The sequence below is a fragment of the Lysinibacillus sphaericus genome (assembly GCF_001629735.1).
Classification (GTDB): Bacteria; Bacillota; Bacilli; order Bacillales_A; family Planococcaceae; genus Lysinibacillus; species Lysinibacillus pinottii.
The window spans coordinates 1,841,365-1,867,854 of the sequence record NZ_CP015224.1 but is presented as its reverse complement, the minus strand read 5'-3'; the positions used below and the strand labels follow the sequence as shown (position 1 = coordinate 1,867,854).

At 35.8% G+C, this 26,490-nt stretch carries 27 protein-coding genes, 1 pseudogene and 1 riboswitch; of the genes and pseudogenes, 19 read left to right on the top strand and 9 right to left on the bottom strand.

The annotated features are described in order from the left end of the window. Nucleotides 1–22: 22 nt before the first annotated feature. Entirely contained in the window at nt 23–457 is a 435-nt protein-coding gene (locus A2J09_RS09155) for a MarR family winged helix-turn-helix transcriptional regulator (RefSeq protein WP_031417081.1), read from the top strand. 316 nt (nt 458–773) lie between these two features. Then, complete coding sequence (locus A2J09_RS09150; RefSeq protein ID WP_012294856.1) at nt 774–1,547, top strand: IclR family transcriptional regulator; 774 nt, start codon at nt 774–776, stop codon at nt 1,545–1,547. 22 nt (nt 1,548–1,569) lie between these two features. Here the strand turns inward: A2J09_RS09150 and A2J09_RS09145 are convergent, their stop codons facing one another. Both A2J09_RS09145 and A2J09_RS09140 read right to left on the bottom strand, forming a co-directional pair. Continuing rightward, nucleotides 1,570–2,784 carry an aminotransferase class V-fold PLP-dependent enzyme gene (locus tag A2J09_RS09145; RefSeq protein ID WP_036161980.1) on the bottom strand — a complete coding sequence of 405 codons (1,215 nt, stop codon included), beginning with the start codon at nt 2,782–2,784 and terminating at the stop codon, nt 1,570–1,572. Nucleotides 2,785–2,798: 14 nt separating this feature from the next. Then, complete coding sequence (locus A2J09_RS09140) at nt 2,799–3,884, bottom strand: M24 family metallopeptidase (RefSeq protein ID WP_012294854.1); 1,086 nt, start codon at nt 3,882–3,884, stop codon at nt 2,799–2,801. Between the two features lie 303 nt (nt 3,885–4,187). Here A2J09_RS09140 and A2J09_RS09135 point away from each other — a divergent pair, with 303 nt between their 5' ends. From A2J09_RS09135 to A2J09_RS09105, 6 genes are all read left to right on the top strand, one after another. Further along, the gene (locus tag A2J09_RS09135) at nt 4,188–5,126 is read left to right on the top strand and encodes an LCP family glycopolymer transferase (RefSeq protein WP_012294853.1); all 939 of its coding nucleotides are present in this window, start codon (nt 4,188–4,190) and stop codon (nt 5,124–5,126) included. A 347-nt stretch (nt 5,127–5,473) separates the two neighbouring features. After that, entirely contained in the window at nt 5,474–5,584 is a 111-nt protein-coding gene (locus A2J09_RS09130; protein WP_031417084.1) for a hypothetical protein, read from the top strand. Between the two features lie 156 nt (nt 5,585–5,740). After that, complete coding sequence (gene lepB, locus A2J09_RS09125; protein WP_031417085.1) at nt 5,741–6,301, top strand: signal peptidase I; 561 nt, start codon at nt 5,741–5,743, stop codon at nt 6,299–6,301. Nucleotides 6,302–7,001: 700 nt separating this feature from the next. Continuing rightward, nucleotides 7,002–7,101, top strand: a riboswitch (purine riboswitch). Nucleotides 7,102–7,314: 213 nt separating this feature from the next. Beyond that, nucleotides 7,315–8,505: an MFS transporter gene (locus A2J09_RS09115; protein ID WP_036161972.1), complete on the top strand. Its 1,191-nt coding sequence runs from the start codon at nt 7,315–7,317 to the stop codon at nt 8,503–8,505. 90 nt (nt 8,506–8,595) lie between these two features. Continuing rightward, the gene (locus A2J09_RS09110) at nt 8,596–8,883 is read left to right on the top strand and encodes a hypothetical protein (protein ID WP_012294849.1); all 288 of its coding nucleotides are present in this window, start codon (nt 8,596–8,598) and stop codon (nt 8,881–8,883) included. A 246-nt stretch (nt 8,884–9,129) separates the two neighbouring features. Beyond that, the gene (locus A2J09_RS09105) at nt 9,130–11,736 is read left to right on the top strand and encodes a cation-translocating P-type ATPase (RefSeq protein WP_012294848.1); all 2,607 of its coding nucleotides are present in this window, start codon (nt 9,130–9,132) and stop codon (nt 11,734–11,736) included. 182 nt (nt 11,737–11,918) lie between these two features. On the opposite strand, the gene A2J09_RS09100 is transcribed toward A2J09_RS09105, so the two are convergent. Both A2J09_RS09100 and A2J09_RS09095 read right to left on the bottom strand, forming a co-directional pair. After that, entirely contained in the window at nt 11,919–12,395 is a 477-nt protein-coding gene (locus tag A2J09_RS09100; RefSeq protein WP_012294847.1) for a DUF3231 family protein, read from the bottom strand. Between the two features lie 107 nt (nt 12,396–12,502). Continuing rightward, the gene (locus tag A2J09_RS09095; protein WP_012294846.1) at nt 12,503–13,201 is read right to left on the bottom strand and encodes a cupin domain-containing protein; all 699 of its coding nucleotides are present in this window, start codon (nt 13,199–13,201) and stop codon (nt 12,503–12,505) included. A gap of 249 nt (nt 13,202–13,450) precedes the next feature. Between A2J09_RS09095 and A2J09_RS09090 the strand changes: the two genes are divergently transcribed. Next, entirely contained in the window at nt 13,451–13,792 is a 342-nt protein-coding gene (locus A2J09_RS09090) for a YolD-like family protein (RefSeq protein WP_031417090.1), read from the top strand. 106 nt (nt 13,793–13,898) lie between these two features. Here A2J09_RS09090 and A2J09_RS09085 read toward each other — a convergent pair whose 3' ends face one another. Then, nucleotides 13,899–14,375, bottom strand: coding sequence for a GNAT family N-acetyltransferase (locus A2J09_RS09085; RefSeq protein ID WP_012294844.1), 477 nt, complete (start codon nt 14,373–14,375; stop codon nt 13,899–13,901). Nucleotides 14,376–15,056: 681 nt separating this feature from the next. Continuing rightward, nucleotides 15,057–15,194: a YjcZ family sporulation protein gene (locus A2J09_RS22970; protein ID WP_080695212.1), complete on the bottom strand. Its 138-nt coding sequence runs from the start codon at nt 15,192–15,194 to the stop codon at nt 15,057–15,059. A 321-nt stretch (nt 15,195–15,515) separates the two neighbouring features. Here A2J09_RS22970 and A2J09_RS09075 point away from each other — a divergent pair, with 321 nt between their 5' ends. Then, complete coding sequence (locus A2J09_RS09075) at nt 15,516–15,809, top strand: transposase (protein ID WP_081112812.1); 294 nt, start codon at nt 15,516–15,518, stop codon at nt 15,807–15,809. 150 nt (nt 15,810–15,959) lie between these two features. Here the strand turns inward: A2J09_RS09075 and A2J09_RS09070 are convergent, their stop codons facing one another. Beyond that, the gene (locus tag A2J09_RS09070; protein WP_031416148.1) at nt 15,960–16,184 is read right to left on the bottom strand and encodes a hypothetical protein; all 225 of its coding nucleotides are present in this window, start codon (nt 16,182–16,184) and stop codon (nt 15,960–15,962) included. Between the two features lie 646 nt (nt 16,185–16,830). Then, a pseudogene (locus tag A2J09_RS09065) lies at nt 16,831–17,780 on the bottom strand (SDR family oxidoreductase). Nucleotides 17,781–17,916: 136 nt separating this feature from the next. Here A2J09_RS09065 and A2J09_RS23440 point away from each other — a divergent pair. The 6 genes from A2J09_RS23440 (at nt 17,917) to A2J09_RS09040 (ending at nt 21,815) form a co-directional block, all read left to right on the top strand. Next, complete coding sequence (locus A2J09_RS23440) at nt 17,917–18,078, top strand: hypothetical protein (RefSeq protein WP_012294839.1); 162 nt, start codon at nt 17,917–17,919, stop codon at nt 18,076–18,078. 154 nt (nt 18,079–18,232) lie between these two features. Then, entirely contained in the window at nt 18,233–18,448 is a 216-nt protein-coding gene (locus A2J09_RS09060; RefSeq protein ID WP_036161964.1) for a hypothetical protein, read from the top strand. 78 nt (nt 18,449–18,526) lie between these two features. Beyond that, a complete protein-coding gene (locus tag A2J09_RS09055) occupies nt 18,527–18,892 on the top strand; it encodes a hypothetical protein (RefSeq protein WP_031416146.1) in 366 nt (121 codons plus the stop codon). 251 nt (nt 18,893–19,143) lie between these two features. After that, nucleotides 19,144–19,863: a YetF domain-containing protein gene (locus A2J09_RS09050; RefSeq protein ID WP_012294836.1), complete on the top strand. Its 720-nt coding sequence runs from the start codon at nt 19,144–19,146 to the stop codon at nt 19,861–19,863. 962 nt (nt 19,864–20,825) lie between these two features. Continuing rightward, entirely contained in the window at nt 20,826–21,248 is a 423-nt protein-coding gene (locus tag A2J09_RS09045; RefSeq protein ID WP_012294834.1) for a GNAT family N-acetyltransferase, read from the top strand. Between the two features lie 321 nt (nt 21,249–21,569). Then, nucleotides 21,570–21,815, top strand: a complete 246-nt coding sequence (locus A2J09_RS09040) for a hypothetical protein (protein WP_012294833.1) — start codon at nt 21,570–21,572, stop codon at nt 21,813–21,815. A 212-nt stretch (nt 21,816–22,027) separates the two neighbouring features. Here A2J09_RS09040 and speG read toward each other — a convergent pair whose 3' ends face one another. Next, on the bottom strand, nt 22,028–22,552 hold the full coding sequence (speG, locus tag A2J09_RS09035) for a spermidine N1-acetyltransferase (protein WP_036161962.1): 525 nt from the start codon (nt 22,550–22,552) through the stop codon (nt 22,028–22,030). A 307-nt stretch (nt 22,553–22,859) separates the two neighbouring features. Here speG and A2J09_RS09030 point away from each other — a divergent pair, with 307 nt between their 5' ends. The 3 genes from A2J09_RS09030 to A2J09_RS09020 all read left to right on the top strand — a co-directional run bounded on the left by A2J09_RS09030 (nt 22,860) and on the right by A2J09_RS09020 (nt 26,387). Continuing rightward, complete coding sequence (locus A2J09_RS09030; RefSeq protein WP_139015339.1) at nt 22,860–23,186, top strand: hypothetical protein; 327 nt, start codon at nt 22,860–22,862, stop codon at nt 23,184–23,186. Between the two features lie 532 nt (nt 23,187–23,718). After that, entirely contained in the window at nt 23,719–24,390 is a 672-nt protein-coding gene (locus tag A2J09_RS09025) for a serine/threonine protein kinase (RefSeq protein WP_012294831.1), read from the top strand. A gap of 980 nt (nt 24,391–25,370) precedes the next feature. Further along, nucleotides 25,371–26,387: a choloylglycine hydrolase family protein gene (locus tag A2J09_RS09020; RefSeq protein WP_012294830.1), complete on the top strand. Its 1,017-nt coding sequence runs from the start codon at nt 25,371–25,373 to the stop codon at nt 26,385–26,387. Nucleotides 26,388–26,490: the final 103 nt, after the last annotated feature.

Here is a 26,490-nt window from a genome sequence, read left to right as displayed (position 1 = left end):
TAGGCGTTTGAGGAGGAATTTTTTGAAACAGACAAGTATTTTTAAATTGATTCATATGATTGAACAGGTGAATAACGCCAATATTATTCGTTTTACAAAAGCGTTTCCTTATCCATTAGGAATTTCACCGATTTTAGTATTAAATGAGCTACATGTAAAAGGCCCTCAAAAACAGGCTGAACTAGCTGAAACCATTGGCTATACAAAAGGAGCAATGACAAGCATTGCTGAAAAATTAGTCAAACTTGGCTTAGCAGAAAGGCTGTATGATCCATCTGATCGCCGCACTATTCGCCTTGACATTACCGATGAGGGAAAAATAGCCTTATCAAAGGCTCAATCCATAGGGAAAGAAGTCTTTGTACAACTATTTGAAGTATTAGATGATACAGAAATTGCCCAGTATTTACAGATTCAAGAGAAGCTAGTACAGGGCATTCAAAATAAAAATGAATAGAAAAAGTTGTTTAATGTAAGAAGATCTATCCAGATCAACTCACCTCGATTAATTTTATGGAGGTGGGTTGATTTTTTTATTGGTTATTTATGCTAAAAATAATAGGTAATATTTTGTTTATTAATGGGGGTCCCATATGAAGATGAAGGCATACGCTCAAGACAGCCAATTAGAATGAAAGTAAGCCAGCTAGAAGTTCAACCGGTCACCTAATCGTTTTACATCTAATTGTAAAATAGTTGAATTTATTGAAAATTGTCCGCCTTCATTTTATAATACAATTACGGTTCTATTATAGAGACATATGAGGTGTAAAATGACATTAAAAACATTAGATAACTCATTAGAGGTTCTAAAATATTTTAATAAAGAAAATCCTACTTGGGGTGTTCGAGAATTAGCGAAAGAAATGAACATTAGCCACTCTATTATTTATAGGATATTAGCAACATTTGAACATCAGGGTTTTCTAATTCAACACCCTGAAACAAAGAAGTATGAACTTGGACTTCGTTTTCTAGAGTACGGTCAAATGGTAAAGGATAAATTAAATCTTTCTGATTTTGTGTTACCGATTATGAAAAATCTAGCTGAAGCCATTAAGGAATCCGTATTTTTAACATGGCTAGATGGCACAGATGGTGTGACGGTAGAGATTGCAGAAAGTTCTCAAACTATTAAGTTTTCTGTGTCGATTGGCACACGCACACCTTTACATATCGGAGCATCCTGTAAAACAATCATGGCTTTTCTTCCAGATGAGAAGAAAAAAGAGATAATGGATCATGGCATGAAAAAAGTAACACCGGAAACAATTACAGATCCAGATCAAATGTTAGCGGACTTAGAGAAAATTCAACAGCAAGGCTGGTGCTTTACGACGGGAGAATATTCTCACTCGGTATTTGGGGTAGGGGTCCCTCTTTTTAATAGCAAAAAAGAGGTGATTGCTTCACTAACTATTGCAGGTCCTATTTATCGAAAACCAACGGAGGAAAAGCTACCTGAAATGATTAATGTTCTGCAGTATGGCGCGATGAATATTCAGCGATATTTTGATCAATATAGCTTTAAATTGTACCAAGAATAGGGTGAAAAAGAGCCCGAGATAGTTAATGACTATCTTGGGCCTTTGTTTTGGTTAGTTCTATAAATTCCTTGATGCTGGATACGGCGCTATCGATTTCTTCAAACGTATTAAAATAATGAGGAGATAAGCGAGCCATTTTACGAATATGATTGCGCTCCATGATGGTATTAGCCATAAATGTCCCAGCTTCTATAATGATGCCTCGATCCGCTAAAAAATTTGTCACATCATCTGGAGATATTCCCTCAATATTAAACGGTGTAACCGATAATCGATATTCACTATTTTGAGGGCCATAGAGGACAATGCCTGGAATCGTTTTAAGCTGCTCTATTAAATACTTCGTCAGCTGTTGAACACGCTGATAGATCAGTTGTAAACCAATGGCATTTGCGTAATCGATGGCCGCCCCTAACCCTAATATACTTGGAATAACAGGGCAGCCTGGCTCAAAACGTTTAGCTGTTTCAACAAATGAATAATCGTTGTTTTCATAATCCCAGTTAGTGCTACCCCAGCCGATTATAATGGGATCAATGGTTGAAATCAGAGCTTGTCTTACATATAAAAGACCAGAGCCTTCTGGACCACGTAGCCATTTTCGCCCACTAGCAACTAAAAAATCACAGCCTAGCTCTGCCACATCGATAGGGAGTAAACCCACTGTTTGATTGGCATTAATTAACGTAAGCACACTGTATTGCTGGGCAAGCTCACAGATTTCCTTTGCTGGCTGAAGAGCACCAGCCGCGTTTGACATGTGGGCAAAGGCTATTAATCTTGTATGAGGCGTGATGAGCTGTTTAAGCTCTTGTAAGTCCACCATATAGTCCGTATTCGTTTTCAAAACTTTTAAGCGAACCCCTCGTTGCTGAAGGGCAAGCCAAGGTACATGGTTACTTAACATTTCAGTATCAAGTACAATCACCTCATCATCTATTTTCCAATCTAAGCCTCCTGAAATATAATTAATCGCCATTGAACCATTTGGTACAAAGGCAATTTCTTCTTTTCTTGCACCGATAAATAAAGCTGTTTTTTCCCGAATTTGCTCCACCTGTTCATACGTTTCTTTCCGAAAAGAAGGTAAATAGGGGCCGATACTTGCCTGTTTTTGAAGGTAACTTGTCATCACATTCACTACAGGCTGAGGCATGGCAGAAGCGGCAGCTGTATTCAAATAAATATATTGCGCTAGAAGGGGCATATCCTTTTGAATGGTCCTCATATTTATCATTGCATGCACCAGCCTTATAAAATGATTAACTCTTTTGAAAAGGTCATTAAATTCTCATAACTATTGTCAGTAACTAGTAGGTTATCCTCGATACGAACTCCACCAACATTCGGTAGATAGATCCCTGGCTCCACAGTAAATGCCATGCCTTCTTCTAACACTATTAAATTACGTTGCATTAAATAAGGTTCTTCATGTGCGCTTAAACCAATGCCATGACCAAGTCGATGTGTGAAATAGTCACCATAACCACCATTCCGGATAATTCCTCTTGCAATACCATCTAGGTCTTGGGCAGTCATCCCTGGTTTAATAGCGTCTATGGCTGCTTCATTGGCTTGTTTAACAAGGCTATAAATGTTTTGTAACGTTGGTGATACATCTCCTAAAGCTACCGTTCTAGTCATATCAGCCACATAGCCCTTATAAATAGCACCAAAATCAATGACAATGAATTCGCCCGCCTCAATTTTTTTAGTACTTGCTCTGCCGTGTGGGAGTGCACCACGATAGCCTGAAGCAACGATCGTACCAAAAGGTGTTCCTTCTGAGCCACGACGTCTCATTTCATATTCTAATTGGGCTGCGACTTCCATTTCTGTCACACCGGCTTGAATCGTTGGTAAAGTAGCTGCAAGACTTTCCTCAACAATTTGTACAGCCTGTCGCATAAAGGCTATTTCCTGCAGTTCTTTTTTCATGCGTAATTCGCGTATATTCTCACCAATATCGTATAAATTTTCATATGTAAGCATTTCAATCGATTTCTGCTCATGCACATGCATAGTGTCAAATTCTACACCAATGGTCTGCAATGGTCCCAATTCTTTTTTTAGCTGCTGAATCGCCTGTTTGGGCCCTTCCTCATCAGAATAGGAAAAAATAACACCACCATAGCTAGGATCAATTTTATTTAGTTCTACTTGTGGCAAAAGAAAATATAAATCATTATGAGCTGTTATGACAGCGAATGTTAGACGTTCACTTTGCTTGAGATGAAGACCGGTAAAATAATGCATGTTTGGCCCGGGTACTAAAATAGCTAAATCCACGTCCTGCTGCATACGGGAAACTAACTTCTCTCTTCTTGTTTGAAACATAGTGATTCCTCCTAAAAAAGTAAGCAATAAAATCTATAGTAAATCGTTTCTATTATAGAGACGTTGTACCTTAAAAACAGTATAAATCAACAATAATGAATTTTCAATTTATTAAAATGGCGAAACATATAATGAAGAAGGAAATGAAATAACAAATGTGGGAATAGATTGGAGTAAATAAAGTAAATACTAGTGTACGTCTTTTTTTCGTCCAATATGCATATAAGTAGACTAGATAAACTTTTTTCCAACTTAATACGTCAAAAAGAGGGGCAAAATTGTTAAGCAAGAGAGGACTAACGTATGGAAAAAAATATGAAACGCTCTAAAGAGAAAAAGAGCAAGAAAAAATTATGGCTGTGGATTGTTGGTAGCCTACTAACTATTTTTTTAATTTTTATAGGAACTGCCTACTTTACCATCCAAAAAACTATGAACAAAATAAATACACCACTTTTACAAACAACAGATGCAGCACAGCTAGAAGAAAAAACAGTGATTAAAAAAGAACCTTTCTCGGTTCTGATGCTCGGTGTAGATGAACGAAAGGATGATAGTGGACGTTCAGATACGATGATTGTGATTACTGTGAATCCTGAAAAGCAAACCATGAAAATGCTTAGTATTCCCCGTGATACTCGTACAGAAATTGTCGGTCATGATACCGTTGATAAAATTAATCATGCCTATGCTTTTGGCGGTGTTCCAATGGCTGTAGATACGGTGGAAAATTTTCTAAATATACCGATTGATTATTATGTGTTTATTAATATGGAAGGTTTTTTACAAATTATAGATACGCTTGGTGGCGTAACCATTAATAATGATATGGATTTAACCTATGACGAATATCATTACCCAAAGGGAGAAATTACATTAGATGGTAATGAAGCACTTATTTTTTCACGTATTCGTTATGAAGATCCACGAGGAGATTTTGGACGTCAAATTCGACAACGTCAAATTATTGAAGCGGTTATGAAAAAGGCTTCAACTCCGTCTACCTTATTAAAGGCAACAGATATGCTGACGGTTTTAGGTGATAATGTTCGCATGAACTTCTCTGTAAAAGAGCTTATTCAGCTTCAAGGTATTTATAAGAAAATGGATAAGGATATTGAGCAATTATCGTTTGAAAAGGGTGATGGTGAAAGAATTAACCGCATTTGGTACTACATTCCGAACGAGGAAGAGCTACAAAAAATACAAGCCGATCTAAAAAACCATTTACAAAGCAAGTAAGCTTTTGCTTACAACAAGTGATAACATACATGTAAAATTTTTGGCCATGAAGGGAGGGAGATGAATGAATGGGAGGACCCAGGTCCTTAGGTATACAGCTCTTAATCATTGCATGCAAAGCTATGTACCTAAACGCAAAATGCGAAGAAATCCAGTCCGATCAACTATCAGAGGCCTACAAGTATTATGTTTAAAATTGTTTATGTAGTGCATTAAAAAATCATTCATGTAGGGTGCATGCCTAGTTGAATGATTTTTTTTGACATCAATCATTTATCTATATTTCTTGAAATATCTGAAAATTCGTTGTATACTGACATTAGAAGTGGTTAAAAGGAGTGATTGTGATGATTATAGGCACAATATTGTTAGCATTTGCATTACCAGTGGGTATCATATTAGCAGTAGATTTATTGAACGAGCAGCAACAGGTTGCTTCACAATCTAGCCATTCTTAATTGTCAAATGAACAGAATTAGATACAATTAGATATTAATAGACAAGGCTACTTAGTAGCCTATTTTTTATGGCGAATGAAACAATTTCTGTGATTCATTCGTCAATGAAGTATAGAAAATGTTATACTATTAAAAAAACAGTATCGGGGAATGAACATGCAAGAGGAAAAAACAACAAACTTTAAAAAAGAAATACTATCCTACATCAAAATTATTGTTATTACAGCAATTGTCGTATTAGGCTGTAAGCAATTTTTATTTGCGCCCATTAAAGTACAGGGGGCATCGATGTACCCAACCTACCATGATAAAGATATTATAATTGTCAGTAAAACAAGTAAAATCGAGCGTTTCGATCAAATTGTTTTCCAATCACCTGTAGAAGATGAGCTATATATTAAACGTGTCATCGGTTTACCAGGTGATAAGGTGGAAATGAAAGATGATGTATTGTATGTGAATGGCAAAGCCTACAATGAAGATTACGTCAATCGTGAAACAGATGATCCTAACCAATTACGCATTACGGAAAACTTTACATTAGAGCAATTAGTGAATGAAAAAGAGGTGCCAAAGGGCATGTATTTTGTGCTTGGAGACAATCGCCTAAAAAGTAGTGATAGTCGCCATTACGGTTTAATTTCAGAGGATGCTGTTTATGGTGAGTCAAAGCTAATCGTCTATCCATTTAAGCATTTTCACGTTGGCTCAAAATAAGAAATAAGTAAGCGGCCACTTCATAGTGGTCTCTCAGACTATAGACAAACGCTCAATGAATGTTGAGCTTGCCTATAGTCTTTTTCTTTTACCATGAATTAAAGTAATCCGTTGCTATACACTACAGGCGAAATCCATTAGTTCCTAAAAATCATTGAGTGACAACTACTTGGACATGGCAAGTAGATGAAGAGAAAAGCTATGCTCAAAGAGTATGTTGAATTCAGCTGTAATTTACTCAATAATGGAAATAAAAGAAAAAAACAGAAGCCATTGAGAGTAACGTCTCGATGGCTAGTCTACAGTCTAAGGAGTTACTTTAATAGTGGCCTCTTTCTTTATTTGATAGTACATCTTTACATATTTTGTCAGAAGGATAATAGACACATATCATTGAATTTTCAACAGTTTCTTTAATAGGGGGTTGATTATTTTTTATAGGAGAACTGAGAGCGGGTTCTTCGATTGTGAGCTCTTCTGCTACTAATTCAACACCATAAAATAGTAATAAAAAATAGCATAAAAATCCTACTATTCGCAAACAATCACCTCGTAAAATAGATATTGTATGTTATTATGTATGGTCAAATTCATCAAAATATAAGCAAAAAATCAAAATTTTCTCTCTAGCAATCGAAATTTTTATGAGACTGATTCTATGAAAAAAAGTATTGTCAATGAAATTTTGGTGTGCTACTATAGCTAAAGTAAATATTTGAACTGTATAACCTCAATAATATGGATTGAGGGTCTCTACCAGGAACCATAAAATCCTGACTACAAAACTTTGTTTCATTTTTGTAGTCAGGATTTTTTTATTTGATTGAGCCTATGATGTTGATAAAGAAACGTCTTCGGTATCAGGCTTATGCAGCCTCGGACATAGGAAATAGATTTTACAAAGGAGCTTATTGTGGCAAGTCCCTATGCAAAATTTGGATTTGATGTAGAGGTATCAAGGCTATTAAAAAAATCTCCTATAAAAATGAAAATGTAACGAAAGGGAGATTACAATGAATTGGAGAGTTTATATTCTTGCAGTGACTACCTTTGCGGTAGGTTTAGTTGAATTAATCGTAGGTGGAATCCTACCCAATATTGCAGAGGATTTGCACGTTTCGTTAGCAACTGCAGGGCAATTAATCACTATTTTTGCACTTGTTTATGCGATTTCTGCGCCTGTCCTACTATCTTTGACAGCCAAGATGGAACGGAAACGCTTATTTCTTATATCTTTATTTATTTTCACATTAGGTAATTTAATGACCTTCTTTAGCACAACGTTCACCGTTGTCTTAATTGCACGAATTTTTACAGCGATGAGTACAGCCTTGGTCATCGTGCTATCATTAACCATTACAACGAGAATTGTAGAGCCAAGACATCGTGCAAAAGCACTGGGGCTTGTTTTTATGGGCGTAAGCTCTGCACTTGTTATCGGTGTGCCAATGGGGATATTTATTACGGAAGCTTTCGGTTGGAGAGCCGTATTTTTAGGCATTAGCATTCTTTCGACAATCTCAATGGTTTTAATAGCTTTGTTATTAGACAAAATGCCAATCGGAGAAGTCGTACCACTGAAGAAGCAAATGAAATCATTGGCGAATTTAAAAATTCTTACAGCACAATTAACGACTTTGTTTATGCTAGCAGGTCATTATATGCTCTACGCATATTTAACACCATTTTTAGTCGAAGCCTTTGATATGAATGCTTCATGGATTAGTATTTGTTACTTAATCTTTGGTATTGCCTCTGTCAGTGGTAATGCTGTAGGTGGCTGGGTGAGCGATAAAATCGGGACAAGTAAAGCCCTTATTTTAATCGTCTCTACATTTGCGGTTGTCCTGTTCAGTATTCCTTACACAGTCATTGCCTTACCGGTCTTTTTACTTTTTACCGTTTTATGGGGGGCATTAAGTTGGGCTTTAACACCACCATTACAAAATTATTTAATTCAAGCAGATCCTCAATCATCCGATATACAGCAAAGCTTAAATACAGCAGCGCTCCAAATTGGGATTTCCATTGGCTCAGCGCTAGGTGGTGCCGTATTTGCCTTTACTGGATCTGTCATGCATTTAGCAAGTTTCGGAACTCTATTAGTTCTCTGTGCTTTAGGATGTGCTATCTTCTCCATTAAAAGAGCGCCAGTCTCACAAGAGCATTCTGCGGAATATCCGTCAGCGCAGCACCCTTCATAATAAATGGTGGAATTATCCAAAAATGATTCTGCTATAGCAGGACAATAGCGGTTTGATAGCGAATGTAAGGATAGAGGAGGTTGGTAATAGATGCAAGTAGATTTAACCGATTTTCAACATGTCAAAGTCATCGCAACGATTGATCAAACTTTTTATAGAAATGTTGGTGCTATCATACTATATGAGGAGGATTCACACACATTATCTGTACGAAAATTGACACGAAAAACAGTCGATCAATATATACCAACAGACGAACTCGAACACTTTACGTTTGCCTCTCATGCTGATGCCATTAAGTTCACGCACAAACTTACACGCATGAGTGCCTTGGATTACTTATTAGTGGCCCATAAAGAGAGACCCATACAATCATAACTGCTTTTATAAAAGCATTGGGAAAGCCATTCCCGGTGCTTTTTTTGTTTAAATGAATCTATTTGAGTGTTCTCTTTAAAAATTAATTTCTCACTAGTTTATTATCATACTCTAGTTATCTATGGAATAGATTGTTGTAGTTAATGAATTTCACACAGACTTAAGAAGTTTGAGATTATAAGGTGCCTATTATTTTCCAGAAAATAGTATACCACCTTTAAATCTTGTGAATGGAAGGAGAACCCTATGACTGAATATCATCAACAATCGTCTACTGAAGTCATGAAGATATTGAATGTCACCACAGAAGGCTTGTCCGATGGGGACGTTCAAAAAAGACAACAAGTCTATGGCTATAATGTATTAGAGGAAGGTAAAAAGATTAGTACATGGGCAGTTTTTATGGGCCAATTTAAAGATTTATTAGTCATTATTTTACTAGTTGCTGCCTTCGTTTCCTTTCTACTAGGAGAGGTAGAAAGTACAATTGTCATTATGATTGTTGTCTTTCTAAATGCTATTTTAGGCACGGTACAGCATGTTAAAGCAGAGCAATCTTTAGACAATCTGAAGGCACTAACCACACCTATTGCCAAAGTAATGAGGAATAATCAGCTTATGGAAATTCCTTCTGAGGAGATTGTGGTGGGGGATCTTCTTATTTTGGAGGCTGGCGATTACATCAATGCGGATGGCAGACTATTGGAAAGTCATAATTTGCACATCAATGAAAGCTCTCTAACCGGAGAATCAATTGCCGTTGCCAAAAGTACTGAGCCTATTCGAAAAAACAATGTTACGATTGCAGATAAGAAAAATATGGTGTATTCAGGTAGCTTCGTCACCAATGGACGAGGGATTGTAATGGTTACAGCTATCGGGATGCAGACTGAAATAGGGAAAATCGCAAATTTACTCGATACAGCAAAGGAAAAGAAAACACCCTTACAAATTAGCTTGGACCAATTTGGTGAAAAATTAGCATTAGGTATTACAATCATTTGCTTAGCCATTTTTACAATTGACCTTATTCGCGGACGAGCTTTAGTAGAATCCTTTATGTTTGCGGTATCTCTAGCTGTCGCAGCTATTCCTGAGGCTTTGAGTTCCATCGTTACAATCGTTTTAGCATTCGGCACACAGAAGATGGCCAAGGAAAATGCGATTATTCGTAAGCTCTATGCGGTTGAAAGCTTAGGAAGTGTATCTGTTATTTGTTCTGATAAAACGGGTACTTTAACAGAAAATAAAATGGTTGTACAGGAAGTCTTTGTCGATCAGAAAAAAATTCCTCATGATTGGCTAAACCCAACAAATCCAGTGGAAAAAGAGCTGATGGTTAAGGCACTTTTATGTAGTGATGCTGTTGAGCGTGATCAGAAGGAAATTGGTGATCCGACAGAAATAGCGCTTGTAAAATTAGGGAAGCAGTACGGCTTAGATGAATTGATGATTCGCGAGCAATATCCAAGACTGGCTGAAATTCCATTTGATTCGGCGCGAAAGCTTATGAGTACTGTAAATCAAATAGATAAACGGCCTGTTCTGATTACCAAAGGGGCATTAGATGTTCTCTTACCTAAAGTGACTAGAATAAAAACGGCAGCAGGCATTTTTGAGATGACAGCTCAGCATCGTCAAAAAATCGAAGCGGTCAATCATGATTTTTCGAGGAATGGTTTACGGGTGATAGCCATTGCCTATAAAGATGTTTTACCACAGCAAACAATTGATACAAGAGTGGAAAAGGATTTAATATTTGTCGGCCTAGTGGCTATGATGGACCCTCCAAGAAAAGAGTCCAAAGAGGCGGTGGAAAATTGTATTAAGGCAGGCATTAAGCCAGTTATGATTACGGGTGACCATAAAATTACGGCCACAGCGATTGCCCAACAAATTGGGATATTAAAAAATCCAGATGAAGCCATTGAAGGACATGCTCTCGAAAGATTCACAGATCAAGAGCTACAGGAAAAAGTAGATGATTACTCTGTATATGCCCGTGTGACACCTGCTCAAAAGATCCGTATCGTCAAGGCGTGGCAGGATAAGGGACATGTTGTCGCAATGACGGGGGATGGCGTCAATGATGGACCTGCATTAAAACAAGCAGATATCGGGGTGGCAATGGGAGTGACTGGTACAGAGGTAGCAAAAGATGCCTCGTCTATGATTTTAACTGATGATAATTTTTCAACGATTGTCAAGGCTATTGCCAATGGTCGTAGCATTTATACAAATATTAAAAATGCCATTTTGTTCTTATTATCAGGAAATGCGGGAGCTATTTTTGTAGTGTTGTATGCCACAGTCCTTGGCTTACCAGTTCCTTTTGCGCCCGTCCATCTATTATTCATTAACCTATTAACAGATAGCCTTCCAGCAATCGCAATCGGATTAGAGCCGAATAATAAGAAAACGATGAAGGACAAGCCTAGAAATGTTCATACCCCTCTATTAAATAAATCATTTACGACACAGGTGGTGCTTGAAGGAATTTTAATTGCCATCTCCACCATCATTGCTTTTCAAATTGGATTATCAACTGGCGATACATTAACGGCAAGTACAATGGCTTTTACAACACTTTGTTTATCAAGATTAGTGCATGGCTTTAACTCCAGAGCCAAACAATCGATCTTTACGATTGGTGTATTTTCGAATAAATATGCATGGATTGCATTTTTAATCGGTGTCCTAAGCTTGCATATTGTATTGTTTATGCCAATGCTAACAACGGTCTTTGAAGTGGCTCCATTAACAATGGCCCAATTAGGCTTTATTTATAGTCTATCCGTGTTACCGTTCCTCGTAAATCAATGGTATAAGCTCCTGTTTGTAAGAAGTCGATAGAAGAAGATTGGATGTTAAAACCACCTACATATAACGAGTAGGTGGTTTTGCTATTGTTTAATGAGATCGGAGATGTTAAATGAGATGCACAAGCTTAAAATGTACAAAAAAAACACACTATTAAAAATTGATTTAATAATGTGCAACGTAATGGATGGTTAGCATCATCCATCATGCCATTTTTATTGGGCTGGCGCTAGTAGCCAGCCTTTATTCTTACTGAGTTCAATCAATTTAGACCCAAGTATAGCATAGCGCATATGGAGTTCACCATATTTGGCAAGGTGCTTTTGCTTCACTGACAATTCCAATGCTTGGCTTACAGCAACTAAAGAGGAAGCAATATTCATAGATATAATGGCACTAATTTCGCTATCATGAATGATGGATTTTCCACGGATATCCGTTATTTTCATTTTACTGAATGCCAAAGTTGGAGTGGGGGCAAGCACGCCATTTTCCTTTAATAACAATGTCAGCTGTTTATTTTCCTCTTTTAAACATTGAATAAATTCCAAAATCATAATCTTTAATTTTTTATCCCGGGTATGATTAAAAAATCCATGGCTTGAGGCAATATAGCTTTGATTGACACCGAGCTGCGACCAAAGTCTAAACATTTCCTTAAACTGTAATGATGCTAGATTGTCATTTATCATCGTTATTGTGACACTTCCTAACTCCTAGTATTTATCTAAGATTAGGATGGAACAGTTTATGACATTCTATTCATCTTTTACAATAAAAGTTTAATACAAGGGGCATTTTAATAATACGTGCCATACGGATACATATGTGGGGAAGGGTAATGGTATGGATATGGATATGGGTATTGGCATGGTTTCGGCTTCTTTTGCTTGCACGAAGAATTATCAGTTGCTGATTCTACACGATTACAGCTTTTTGGTGGTCCAATGTAAGTAGATGGAACAATCGGTGCAATAGTTTTCTTCCATTGTTCCTCATCTAAACAATAGGTGTGCGCCATTATATTCGCTGGTGTAAATTTCAATATATCGGAGCCTAAAATAACCTCTGGTGTTGGAGCATCAAAAATAGCTAGTAAATGGGTGTTATCTTCTGTGGCAATCTCATAATGCCACCAGCCCTGTGGGATATTGGCTACTTGCCCAGGCTTAATCGGGTAGTTTTGAAGTTTTTTTGTAAAGGGATTTAATAGGGAAACCGTTGCTGCACCAGAAATACAATAGACAAGCTCAGCTGCATTTTGGTGATAGTGTGGCTCAATAACATTATCTTTGCTTAAAAAAATATCCAGTAAAGAGGTATTTTCTAACGTATTTAATTGCTCAACACCAAGAATATTAATGTAATTTCGTGCATCTTTTTTAAAAAGCGTACTTTTGTTGACATCAAAGGTGAACTCTGCAGAAGGCGATGTATAATCGACATTTGTGTTAATACTTACATCCTTTCTCACTAAAATTGTGATATTCATCATCATCACAGATTATGATTGAAATGTTTATAGACTTATACAAATGCCTAGCGTTTGTCTAGAACTCCTCGCAAGCACATGCTAGAGAAATTGTATGAAATTACCACTGTTATAAAAGAACGTATGTGCGTATACTAAAAGGAACGTATGTTTTGTTTTGTGGGGAATGGAAATTTTAGCATAGTAGCCATGACTTTCAATGTTGAAGTTTTCTCGCAAACGTCCCCCGAAACATAGTAGAAAGGATGAGACAATTTGATCAAAGATCGAGGAGCCATGAAATGGACATCGATGATGCTTCCAGAGCATTTAATGCTTTTGAAAAAGTGGAAACAAGAGGTACTGACAGAACCGCCAAGGGAACGTGCAGAATGGGAACTGGAGGAATTACAGCAAACCATCACGCATGCATTATCGCAACGTAACTATATTATGTTAACTATTTGGGAAGAGGCTAATTTTGTACAATATGGTGGCATAATTAAAGGGATGAACGAGTTGGAGCTTCTGCTAGAAACAATTACAACAACGAAGCATATCGCATTGAAACATATTTATGCTGCATATATAGAAGTGGATGGCAATAACGGTATTTAATGCAAAATCAAGTAAATGATATTCGTGCAGATCATCGTATGAATGGTACGATTCCAGCGGATGACAAAGTCACTCATTTGAACATCGCAAATGAGTGACTGTCTCCTTATAGGTGCAATTGCATCACTATTTGCTCACCAATTGGTCCCATTCGTCTTTCACCATTATCTTCAAAACCTACGTTGGTATACAAATTCTGCGCAGCGATGTTCTTGTGATTTACCACTAACACTACTTCGTTAAATTCTTTAAATTCATGTTTGACAAAGTCAGCCAGTAACAGCATTGCTTTTTTTGCATAACCCTTTCCTTGCTGTTTATGGTCCATAGATAAAGCAGTAAGTAACATCGCCTGAGGATTACTAGAATATTCCTGTACTCTTTCAGTGGCATGAAGTACGAAAAAACCAACAGGTATTGTATTACTTAAAATCACAATAGGGTACTGTCCAACTTTTTCGATTGTAATCTCTTTTGGTAAGGCAGTAAATCGGTGCTGTTCTGCAGGCAATTCAAACTCATTTAACTGCTCTACATAGTCTTCTGAAAAATGTACTAATTCAATGTTAATTGTGTCTTGCATAAACAAGCCTCCTTTTTTATTATTGTATATATAGAACAAATGTTCGTCAAGGGAGCTTGTTTAATCATCATGCGAGCCAGAGTTCTTTTACACTATAAATTACCAAAAAATAAAATAAAAGAAACACTCACAATTAGAATCAGTGTTAAAGCCATTGTCACTATACCTCTCAGCAAGGTCGCTAAATTTCTGACATCTTTCATTCCTACAACACTTAGGTAGAAACATACGATTGACAATAACAATGTCAGTGTCAATGGGTGAAGATGGACATAGGTAACAAAAAAGTCTTTTAAGGAACCGGACAGAAAAAATAATAAGATGCAACCTAAAGATAAAATAAAGGACCAGAAATTTAAATTAATTCCCATTTGTTTCCTCCTCTCTACTAAAACGATATTTCTATAAAATCTATAATAGAGTAAAGGATGCAAAAAGAGGCCACTTGGATGTAAGTGACCCCTAGAACCAATAAAGGAGTGTCATGTAAAGTAGAAAGAACTTTACAATACTATTATTATGTTAAGTTATCAATTGGATATAGTTATCTATCTTCAATGGCATAAGAAATATAATTTGCTTATCTCATGATAGGTATATCATGAGAGGGAGGGAAATAAAAAAGGCTTTGAGCTTCTTCATCATTAGAAATGACCAGAAGCTAAAGCCTTAAGATGACCATTAGCAAATGAAACTTGCGCCAACAATAATAAGTAGAATAAATAGTACAACGATTAGCACGAAAGTTGAACTGTTACCATTGCCGTCATTTCCGCCACAATAGTTATTAAAATTACCTATATTTCCACAGTATCCCACAAAGGACACCCCCTCTCTCCCTATCTATTGTATGTATAAGATTCAAATGGAGGAGCGATCATCATCCAAGTAACTAGTATTAAAATGGTGCCATCAAACAAACATCCTACACGAATGTTTCAGACTGTAGACAAACTCAATGAAATAAAGTAAAGCCGTTGATTTCCACTACGGGCGGGGTCGAGCTGCTTCCCTCGCTTCGCTCAGTCCAAGATTTCGTCTTTCCCGCTTTCCCGCTGGAGTCACCGCCCTTCGTTCCCATCAACTTCTACATAAAGTACCCCATCTACATAGGTAAATTTTTGAGAAACATCGAAACCTTTGAATTGTGCGAAGTGTCCAAGCCTTTCCCAATGTACAGAAAGTAAGAATCACAAAAAGCTCATTCAACGCCATATTGGGGAACTGTATGTGGAGGAAGCTGAACATTTATGCCATTCCTATGACATCAAACAAATTTATGCAAGCGTAAAGAAACGATTGAGCATGTCTTTGCCGATGCAAAGGAAAAGCATGGAATGTGATGGACAACCTAGAGGTCTGAAAAAATTATCCATGCAGGCGATACTTACTTTTGCTACCATGAATTTAAAGAAACTAGCTACTTGGACGTGACAGGCGGCTTCAAAGAGTTGTTATACTTGAAGAGTCTGTTTTATGGGATATCAAATTACCATTTTTAAACATAATGAAAGAGAAAAAAATGACAAAAGGAATCGAGTGTGAACTTCTCAATTCCTTTTGTTGACAGTCTGAAACATACTTTTAATATAACGGCTGCCGCATTTGACAAGGCGGAAAACCATTAACATCTTGAATCATATGAAAATCATATTGCTTTAAAGCAAATTGGCTTTGATACAAATATTCGAGAACAAGAAGCTTCCCACCTGAAACGCCACAAAGAACACCAGATGTCCCTTGCCCATTCGTCAACGAAACACCGACCGGTTGCCCAATTAAATAGTAAATTTTATGTTGCCAAGGCACTATTGCCACTCCCTTCAGTACAATTATATGAATGTAATGGTCGATGGTGCATAGGGTAATGCCTAGGTAGGGATGACTTTAAGAGCGGACTATCAATTACGCCTGTATCTATGGGTGTATATGATATGGGAATAATTGATTTATTGGTTAACGGAGAGGTGATAGTAGTGAGGGAATATATGATGTTTGCATAGCAATGGCTATCGTTAGGGCTGGTGAGGATACAAGCCATTGTTGCTGAAGAAAACATAGCAGTTACTAACCAAATTCAATTTTAAAGAAGAGAGCTATTTAAGACAATATGTATGTCCAAGTGTGACTGGCGAATGTAGAGATATGTTGAGATATTCTTTACTACGGAAGGGATAACAACGTAGAGAAAGCTGATAGAAGAGTAGTATGATCGCCAAAAACTACGCTGTAAAGCTGGGATAGCGTTGTACAAAAACATCTTGGGGGCGATGTTAAAGTTGCTATCCCGCAATTAATGTATGTTGTCGTAGTTATGAACATAACCACTGTCAATAAATTGAAAAGTAAATGAAATAAAGAGGAAAAGTTGTTAAAATATTTTTTTAAACCTTTGAAGAGAGAAATTAAAAAAACTCAGCATACGATTAATTGTTGCCTGAGTTTTCTTTCCGAGCTACGAATGGGTGGATTCTCCACCATCCACATGTAAAACTTGCCCCGTTACATGTCTAGAATCATCCGATGCTAAATAAACGAATGTAGGGGCCACCTCAAAGGGCTGTGCCATTCGGTTAAAAAGATTTCCTCCATGTAATGCGTTTTCGTCAGAGGAAAAACTGGAGGGGATCAGTGGTGTCCAAATTCGACCAGGGGCAATAGCATTGACGCGAATCTGCTTTTTAGCAATGCTTTTTGCTAAAGAACGAGTCCAGCCGACGATAGCTGCTTTTGTTGCAGAGTAATCGATTAATAAAGGCTCCCCAGCATAAGCTACAACTGAAGCGGTACCAATAATGGAGCTACCAGCTTGTAAATAAGGGAGGGCTGCTCTGGTCGTATAAAAGTGTGAATAAATATTAAGTTTAAACGTTTCATCGAATTGTTCATCTGTAATGTCAGTCAGGTCATTTTGTTGAAACTGAATGCCAACATGGTTACATAATATATCTAAGCGTCCAAGCGTATGAATGGTTTCAAAAACAATATCTTCGCATTGTTTTTTTTCACGGAGATCCCCTGGAAGGAGTAAACATTTTTTTCCTAGTTCCTCAATTCTATTTTTAGTTCGAGTAGGTCCTCATGCTCATCTAAATAAGCAATTGCTACATCAGCCCCCTCTTTCGCAAAGGCAATCGCAGCAGCTGCACCCATACCACTATCACCTCCAGTAATAAGGGCAACTTTCCCTTTTAATTTTCCACTACCTTTATAATGAGGGTTTTCAATGATAGGCTTCGGCACCATTAAGCTTTCGAGACCAGGTTGACGAAGCTGCCTTTGTTCGGGTTGGGTAAGGGGTACTTCTTTATATTGCGTAATTTTTCCATAGACAGGATATTGAGGGTATGGATCTTCTTTTTTATTGTCCTCAAACCATTTTTGATAAAAACGAATTTGTTCCATTAAATCTTGGTTATCTTTAGCTTGCCCGTCACTTGGATTGTTAATAACCAATCCCTCCTTTTCAACATATACTATGATTGATTACCTTCGTATGTTAAAGCAAGGAAACGACTATAATCGCAGGGGGATTGTTAGCATGGAGATTGAATTTTTCCCAGAAGTGACACGGTTACTAGAAAATAACGTAAATCCATTAAACATTCATTATGTAAATGACAGCTGGTTTACACCGAGTATTGGTGTTAGACCCCCATATTATTGGCATCCAATTTATGAACCTTATTATCCATTAGGATAAAAGAATCTATGAGCTCAAGTTTTGATCGAGCTCATTTTATTTTGTTTTAAATGAGGATGCAGGCATTACAGCAACGATGGCACAAGAGAGTAGGGGGATAAATATAATAAGTATGTGATAGTTGAATCTTGATGTTTAGGAGTGAAACTTGGACATGTTCATGACCGCTATATGGGTAACGTTCATTTTTGGCAGTTTTTCATATATATTGTTGAAATATCCTCATGATGTTTTAAAGGTGAGCCCCTTTTCAAGAGGATTTGCAGATAGCCCAGTATTAAAAGTCTACATTCAGTTTGTAGGCTGGGTATTTGTATTACTGATCATTGGTGTTTGGACAGATGCCATCATCGAATGGAAGATATTGTAATTTAAAAGATGAAAAATGCAGAATATTATTCCAATTTGGTGATTTTTTGCTTATTATTAAATTGGAGGTGTTTATTAGATGTATAGTAATACTGCTAATATGCTAAAACAAACTACAAATCTTATAAATTCATTGAAAAAATTAAAACAAAATCTGACCTTTGTAAAATCATATGTCACGAGCGATAAAATATTGGCCATCTATTTTTTAAGTAATGCATATAGTGACTTTAATTTATTCAAAACTATTTATTTATCAGTCACACCTGGCGATCAAAAAATTGATGAGTTCTTACAAGAGTTTGAAAAATTCTTTTTGGAAGTAAATAAATACTTACAGTTTATTTCTGAGGAAAATATGGAGGATCAACTGCATAAAGAAATAATGCTTTCGATCAATGAAACTGAAATGTACCTATTAAATTTATTAGATATCTATAGATAAATGCTTAGACATTCCTTGAAGGAATGTCTTTTTATGTACATTAAGGTGTAACTTTTTGTAAATTGTGGACAGCTGAGGATTGTTATTACTTTATATTAATCTGTACACATTAAAGTTACCTATACATTTAAAAGCCGCAGCATCTCACACACGTTACAGTTCGAATTAAACAAATTGTCGGAAATTTAGCATTAGAAGGAGTTTCTTGTACATGCTATTATTCAACAACGTTTTAAGGAGCTAAGTATTGTATGGACCACTTTTTTGCACTTAATTTTGGTGAAATGACTGTTAGAACATTGTTTTCTTTTTTTGCACTACTTATTTTGGCGCGAATCCTTGGAAAAAAACAACTTGGGCAACTTACTTTTTTCCACTATATAACCGGTATTTCGATTGGTTCAATAGCATCTCAGGTTGCTGCAGTAGCTGAAACACCTTTTTTGAATGGAATGATATCGTTAATTTGGTGGGCTTTTTTAACATTTGTAGTAACCATCATTTCTTTGAAATCTAAAAAAGCACGTGTACTATTTGATGACAAACCAACGATTGTCATTCAAAATGGCCGAATTCTAGAATTCGCTTTAAAGAAAAATCGGTTGCATATGGACGAACTTACAATGATGTTAAGGGAGCAAGCAATTTTCTCTGTCCAGGATATACAATTTGCAATACTGGAGACTGATGGTAAGTTGAGCGTTTTACAAAAGACTTCAGCACAAGCAGCTACTAAGCAAGATGTACATGCAAACATTGCACCTCCAACATACTTGCCAACAGAGGTTATTTCAGATGGCCAGCTTATTTATGAGAATATAGTTGAACTTGAATTAACAGAAGAGTGGCTTATGAAGAAGCTGAAAAAACAAAAAGTTCATAATATTGAGGATGTTTATTTTGCCCAGATTCAAACAAATGGCTCATTGTATATTAGCCTGAAAGATAACAAGAGACAAGCAGACCTTTAATACATTTTTCCTAGCTGTTCATTTAGTTAGAGCATAAAGTTTCGAAACATGAGAAATGACCTCATTATTAGTCGCTGGAGGATGAAGAAAAATAACTCGCTATAATCCATATCATTTTAGGTAGATGATTCTGGTGAATAGCATGAAGATACGGTCTGATGTATAGGTGGAACTTTAAAAAATGAGCCATTTCCAAAGGAGGAATTGGCTTAAGGAGAATTTGAAAAAATGAAAAATTTACAGGACCACTTTCTGTTTAGAAAATGATCAAGCTGAAAAAAGGAGCCACCCATACGTAAAGTGGTTCCTATTATTTGTGTCTCAAACGAGCATTTAGTTGAGCGATTAACATTATAAAACAAAAAAGCCACAGAGGATGAATAACTCTGTAGCTCCTTTAAGTAGTGGCGCACTACGCAACTTTATAGTGGCTTTTAATTTAATATTTATACGGGAAATTATTTTTATTGGCGATCTAAAGTAAAGGGGTGTGGTACTTAGAAAAAAAGATAAAGGGCCATATAGTAGATATTCCATTATAATTCATTTTGGAAAGTCTTATTAATTATAGCCGCCGTTGTACAAATGCTACTGCTCGAAATGGGTTTTGCCCTTTGGATAATGACTTTGTCATTAGCATTTCCTAATTTAGGATGTTAAACCTATCGTAAAAGAAAGCATACTAATGAATACAGCAGATGCTTTAGGATTCAGAAAGGGTTGCTGGTGATAGAGAGGTTCAAATTCTAAACTGGGTGATTAGATGGAAAAAACAGCATTGGATAGCCTCACACATCGCTTTATCAGCATCAACTATTAAGCGCGGTAAGGAAAATATCGTAAAAAGGACGTGGCATGAAAGAGTTGCTGAATGCAACCATTAAAAAATATCATTCTATATTATGGTATTATATGTTAAATGGTATGAAAATAATAGATACAAAGAGGATGTGGGAATCAAAATGGTTTTGCTTAAACTTAAATATGAATTAGAAGAAAGTGATCTACCAATGTTAAAAGATATTTATCAATCGGTTGGGTGGATGAAGCATGACGAAGGTATAATAAAAAAAGTTTTCAACGCCAGTACTCATATGGTAATTGGATTAAAAGACAACAAAATTGTTGGTGTTTGTAGAGCCCTTTCTGACGGTGTATTTAATGCTGCTATTTACGATGTTGTTGTTCATAAAGATTACCAAGGAAGAGGCATTGCACGAATTCTATTAAATGACATCATTAAACAGTTAGAAGATGTTTCTTGCATTCAATTAATCGCAACAACAGGAAATGATTCTTTTTATGAAAAATTGGGTTTTAAAAAATTAAAAACAGGTATGGCAATCTATAAAAACCAGAAACTAGCTCAAGAGTATTTAGAATGATGGATAAAAGGTGGGCATAGATCGTATGGGCTAATATCTTCTATAAACATTTGTATCAGTGCAATAGATGGGGGGAAATAAAAATTATTCTGAAGGAATAAAAATTATTTCAAAAGAAGAACCTAAACAATATTAAGTGAAAAATGAAAGTTACTCAAAATAATGAGTGATTTTTCCTGTGTCTAAAATAGAAAGATGATATGAAATCAGGGTGCTAATCAAGCAGAGCAGAAACATACTCCTTTGACATAGAAAAATGTAAGTGGAAGGTGCTATAAAGAAGAAGCCAAAAGTAAAACATACTCTATCAGAATTAAATTTATGGAACATAAAGACCAATTATTTTTTAAGAAATGGATGAATTTAAAATACTTGCGAAAGAACGATATAATTGAAGCGAAAAATAATGAATTTAAAAATTTACAGGGCTATAATACGGCTAAAACAGCGGGCTTATTTGGCATAGAAATACAAGGAGCAACAATATTCGCCGTCAATCTGAAACGAATATTGAAACTTCTATGTGAAAAAGAAGGAATAGACAAAAAACAAGGTACATCTATTTGATTGAACCAAAATGTACCTTACTTTTATCTAAAAAAGTTAAGCCGTCATAGGAATGTAAGTTTTTCAGTGCCCCCGCAGCAACCGTAGTCATTTAATCGCTGTTTAATGAAGAGAATGGTCTCTTATTCAACTGTCTACTTTATCGTGTTCAGTTCAGAATAGCTTGGGCTTTTTTAAAATTTAAAATAATAAAAGTATCTTACATGTATAAGTTAAGCATACGATTTTTTATTATGAAACTCGTTTTGAAAAATGCACATACGAAGAGCATCTCTATAAGAACCACCAGTAAAAAACTCCTCCCTAAGTTCTCCCTCTATACTAAATCCAGCTTTTTTATAAATATGAATAGCTTTTTCGTTTTGTTTATCGACTAATAAATAAACTTTGTGTAGATTTAAATTATTAAAAGCATATTTCATAGCGAGTGTAGTAACAGTGAAAGCATACCCTTTTCCTTGAAAGTTAGGATCAATAATAATCTGGAATTCCGCGTTACGATGGATTAGGTCAATCTCTACTAGCTCAACTAGCCCGATAATTTTCTTTTCATCTTCCACAATAAAGCGTCTTTCACTTTGTTTATGAATATGTTTATCAAATAAATCTTGCAGCTCTACAAAAGATTCATAGGGCTCTTCAAACCAATATGACATTATCTTAGAATCATTGTTTAATTTATGAACATATTTTAAATCTTCTCGTTCTAAAGGTCTTAATTTTATACTATCTAGCATTCTTTTTCTCTCCTAAAAAATAGATTTCTCAAGAATTTTAGACTGTATAGTAACTATATAGTCAAGTAATTATATAGTTGTTTCTATTAAAAAGGCCACTCGTTTAGTGGCTAATCATTTATTTCTTTAAAAGAGCTTTCCTTCAACTTATTTTACGATTTCACTTTCTACTGTATCGACACCACGTTATGTATATTTCATGTTTTGGAAGTAGTCAAATACAAAGTCATTTAGCTTACCTTCGCTATTTTTCTCCATAAAGTCATTTTAAAATGTTCAATAACATGCGTTTCGCGATAATCGAGGAATGGGAATGGATGAAGATGATTCAAGATGCTACTATCATTACGGAACTTGGAAATCAAAAGCACCGAGGCTTTGGGGCATTGCATCAATGGATATTCAGGGTCGTTGCCATACGATTTATAGGGTGAATGGCAAGCTACCAGAGTATAGACGAGGCAGAGCAGATTGGAAGCATGTAGAATGGTTAGGTTTAACAGCCAACGAATCTAAGGTTCAATACCACGGATTTTCTACAGTCAATGTAGAGATAAGTTTTTGTGCTAAAAGCCCACAACAAACAGACCTAGCGTTGTGTGAGATTACTGAGGCAGCAACTAAGTTTTTTTAACGGTCATTAGAAAAGGGATATCATTCCAATGCTCCTAGGTTTAAAAGCGTAGATACTTCAAGACTTGGTGATGCTCTTAAGGCTGCTGTTCAAAATTTAAATAAGAAAGTTGTAGGAGACACTGAATTGGACTGCATCGTATTTAGTAAGCCTAAGAAAGGACGGAATATAATGAAAATACTATATGTAACATTTGAATCATATGTAGTTTTGTAAAAAAAGATAAACGTTTATAATAAAGTTTGATATAAATCACCTCATTAGTTTTTCTTAGAGCTGATTTTATTGTTGAATGTTTATTTGAAATTCATTTGAATATTGTGAAGAAATGTACTTTAACTAACGAATTAGTAAAAGAACAAATGGATGTTACACTTTAAAGGAATTAGCAAAGTTTGATGGTCAGTAATCTAATAAAGTCTAAGAATATGTATTCAAAATAATGATGAAAATGATATCCCTTGAGCATTTAGCCACTATTAAAGTAATTGGGTATTGTAATTTTCTTCAATGTTAATGAAGGGGAGATTATATGGAAAACGACTGGGACAAAGCTATAGATTCTCTTTCTAAAATTAAAGTTTTTTCAAATCCAAATAACGAGCCAGTAACTATAAGTGGTGAAGCTAATGATTTGAAGTGTATAGGTGTCGGAACAGATGCGGCTGTTTTTCAGTCCCTTTCCTCCCCAGCTTATGCATTTAAAATATATGCCAAGGACAAAGTACACAAAGTAAAAGTTGAAGCTGATGTTTACCGAATATTACAAAATTCACCTTTCTTTCCAACGTGTTTTGCTTCATATGACGAGTTCCTTGTTTTAAGTTACGAAGAAGGAAAAACTCTCTTTGACTGCATATTACTAGGTATTCACATTCCAGAACAGGTTGTAAATGAAGTGGAGGATGCAAGAGAATATGTTCGGAATAAGGGCCTTAACCCTCGTGATATCCATTTGAAAAATATTTTACTACAAAATGGAAGAGCAAAAATAATTGATGTTTCTGAATACACACTAAAAGGTAATGATTTTCGATGGGAGCATTTAAAAAAAGGATATGAGCAATACTATCATTTAATAGATGGAAATTCTGTACCGTTTTGGTTAGTAGAAACGATTCGAAAGTGGTATAACCAGCGGGGAAAGAATTCTTCATATGAAGAGCTTACAAAAAATATTTCTAAATTTCTGTATAAAAAATAATTGAACTAATCGAGGCCTTACTTCATGCATGGAGTAGAGCCTTTTCTACTTAAACAAACGAAGCAAGTTAATTGAAGAAGGATGTTAAATTTCAAAGTAAAGTTGCAAAAATAAGGAGAGCAACATGAAAGATATAATAGAAATAATCCTTTGTGTTATAAATGCTTTTATGTTTTTTTGTGTCTGGTTGTTTCTTTCTGTTTTTCTATCGGCAGGGGATGAATGGTGGTCCTTATACATGTTTAATATGTAGGAAATGTCGCCTTTTAATGTAGAAGTATCTTGGTTAAAAGTCTTTATTTTCTAATTTTATAGTTAATTCTCCTCGTTTTGTTTCATAGCTTAACCACTAAGACCCCTAGCAGCATTTCTTTTAATAAAATCTTTAAAAGTGTCTTTTGAAAGAATGCCTACACTTCAGAAAGAAGTTTCTTCAGCAGTCATTTCCCAATTTTTGTTGATAGTTACATAAGGTATCTTAACCTCATGGCTCGGTATAAATCGCCTTTTTCTAATTTTCTGAAAGTCAATATAATGTCAATAGATATTTAAGTACAAATTGTAAATTTATGATTACAAAATGAACAGTTACTACAATGTAATGAAGGTCAAACAATATGTTTAATAAACGTTGATAATGTAACTTTAGTATCGCTTTCTTATATAAGAACCGCCAAAATATGGCGTAACAAACGGCATTATGTGGCGGTGATTGTAAAGGTGTTGTAAAAACACGCCAAAAAATGACGGGAAGAACGCCAAAAAACCGGCGTTAATTTTACCTTGATATACCATTGTTGGTAATGATAGGATGTAATTGATCTAGAAACGGAATAGCAACAAAAGTTGAATATGGTACATACTATAGTAAAAATGTACTTTGTAACTTCTAGCGATGCTAATTGTTTAGATGAAGATTTACTAGTTAATCTAAAAATAATTCCGTTAGATTAAATTATTTTTTTCAAAGGAGTGTTTTTATGTTAGGCTGCAGTAGTTTATCAATTCACACAACTGATGAGAAAAGTTTATTCGCTCGTACAATGGATTTTACAATGGAACCAGATAGTAAAGTGATTATTGTGCCACGTAATTATGGAATTCGATTGTTAGAGAAAGATAATAAGGTAATCAAAAATCCATATGCATTTGTCGGAATGGGAAGTACTGACATCTCATCACCAGTTCTCTATGATGGGGTGAACGAAAAAGGATTGATGGGTGCTATGCTATACTATGCAACTTTTGCGACCTATGCGGACGAACCGAAAGAAGGCTCAAGAGGCATTAATCCGGTTTACGTCGTTTCACAAGTATTAGGAAGCTGCGCAACAATCAATGATGTCGTAGAGAAATTAGCCTCATTTACATTATTAAATGAACCAAACGAAATACTTGGCTTTGCACCACCCCTTCATTATACATTTACAGACTCTACTGGTGAATCGATTGTGATTGAACCAGATAAAACAGGAATTACCATTCATCGACCAACGATTGGGGTCATGACAAATAGCCCTGGTTATGAATGGCATCAGACAAACTTAAGAGCTTACATCGGTGTCACTCCTAATCCACCAGAAGACATTACAATGGGAGAGTTTGAATTAACACCGTTTGGACAAGGGGCAGGTGGATTGGGATTACCAGGTGATTTCACACCATCTGCACGCTTTCTTCGCGTGGCTTATTGGAAGAAATATACGCAACAAGCGAAAAATGAAACAGAAGGTGTGACAAACTTGTTCCACATTCTATCTTCTGTTAATATCCCGAAAGGAGTTGTCATGACAAAAGAAGGGAAAACAGACTATACGATTTACACGGCTACTATGTGTGCACAAAGTAAAAACTATTACTTCAAGCTTTATGATAATAGCCGAATCTCAGCTGTTTCTTTAATGAATGAAGATTTGAATGGCAAAGAGCTAATTACCTTCGAGTGGGATCGTAAACAAGATATAAAACAGTTAAACCAAGCAAATGTTATGAGTTGATATCTGCACCTGTTGTATAGGTGAGCTCCATTTCTATTGTTTTCATTAAGTAGCTACAGAATTATTAATAAGTCACCAAAATAAAGACCAGGCGCTCAATTGT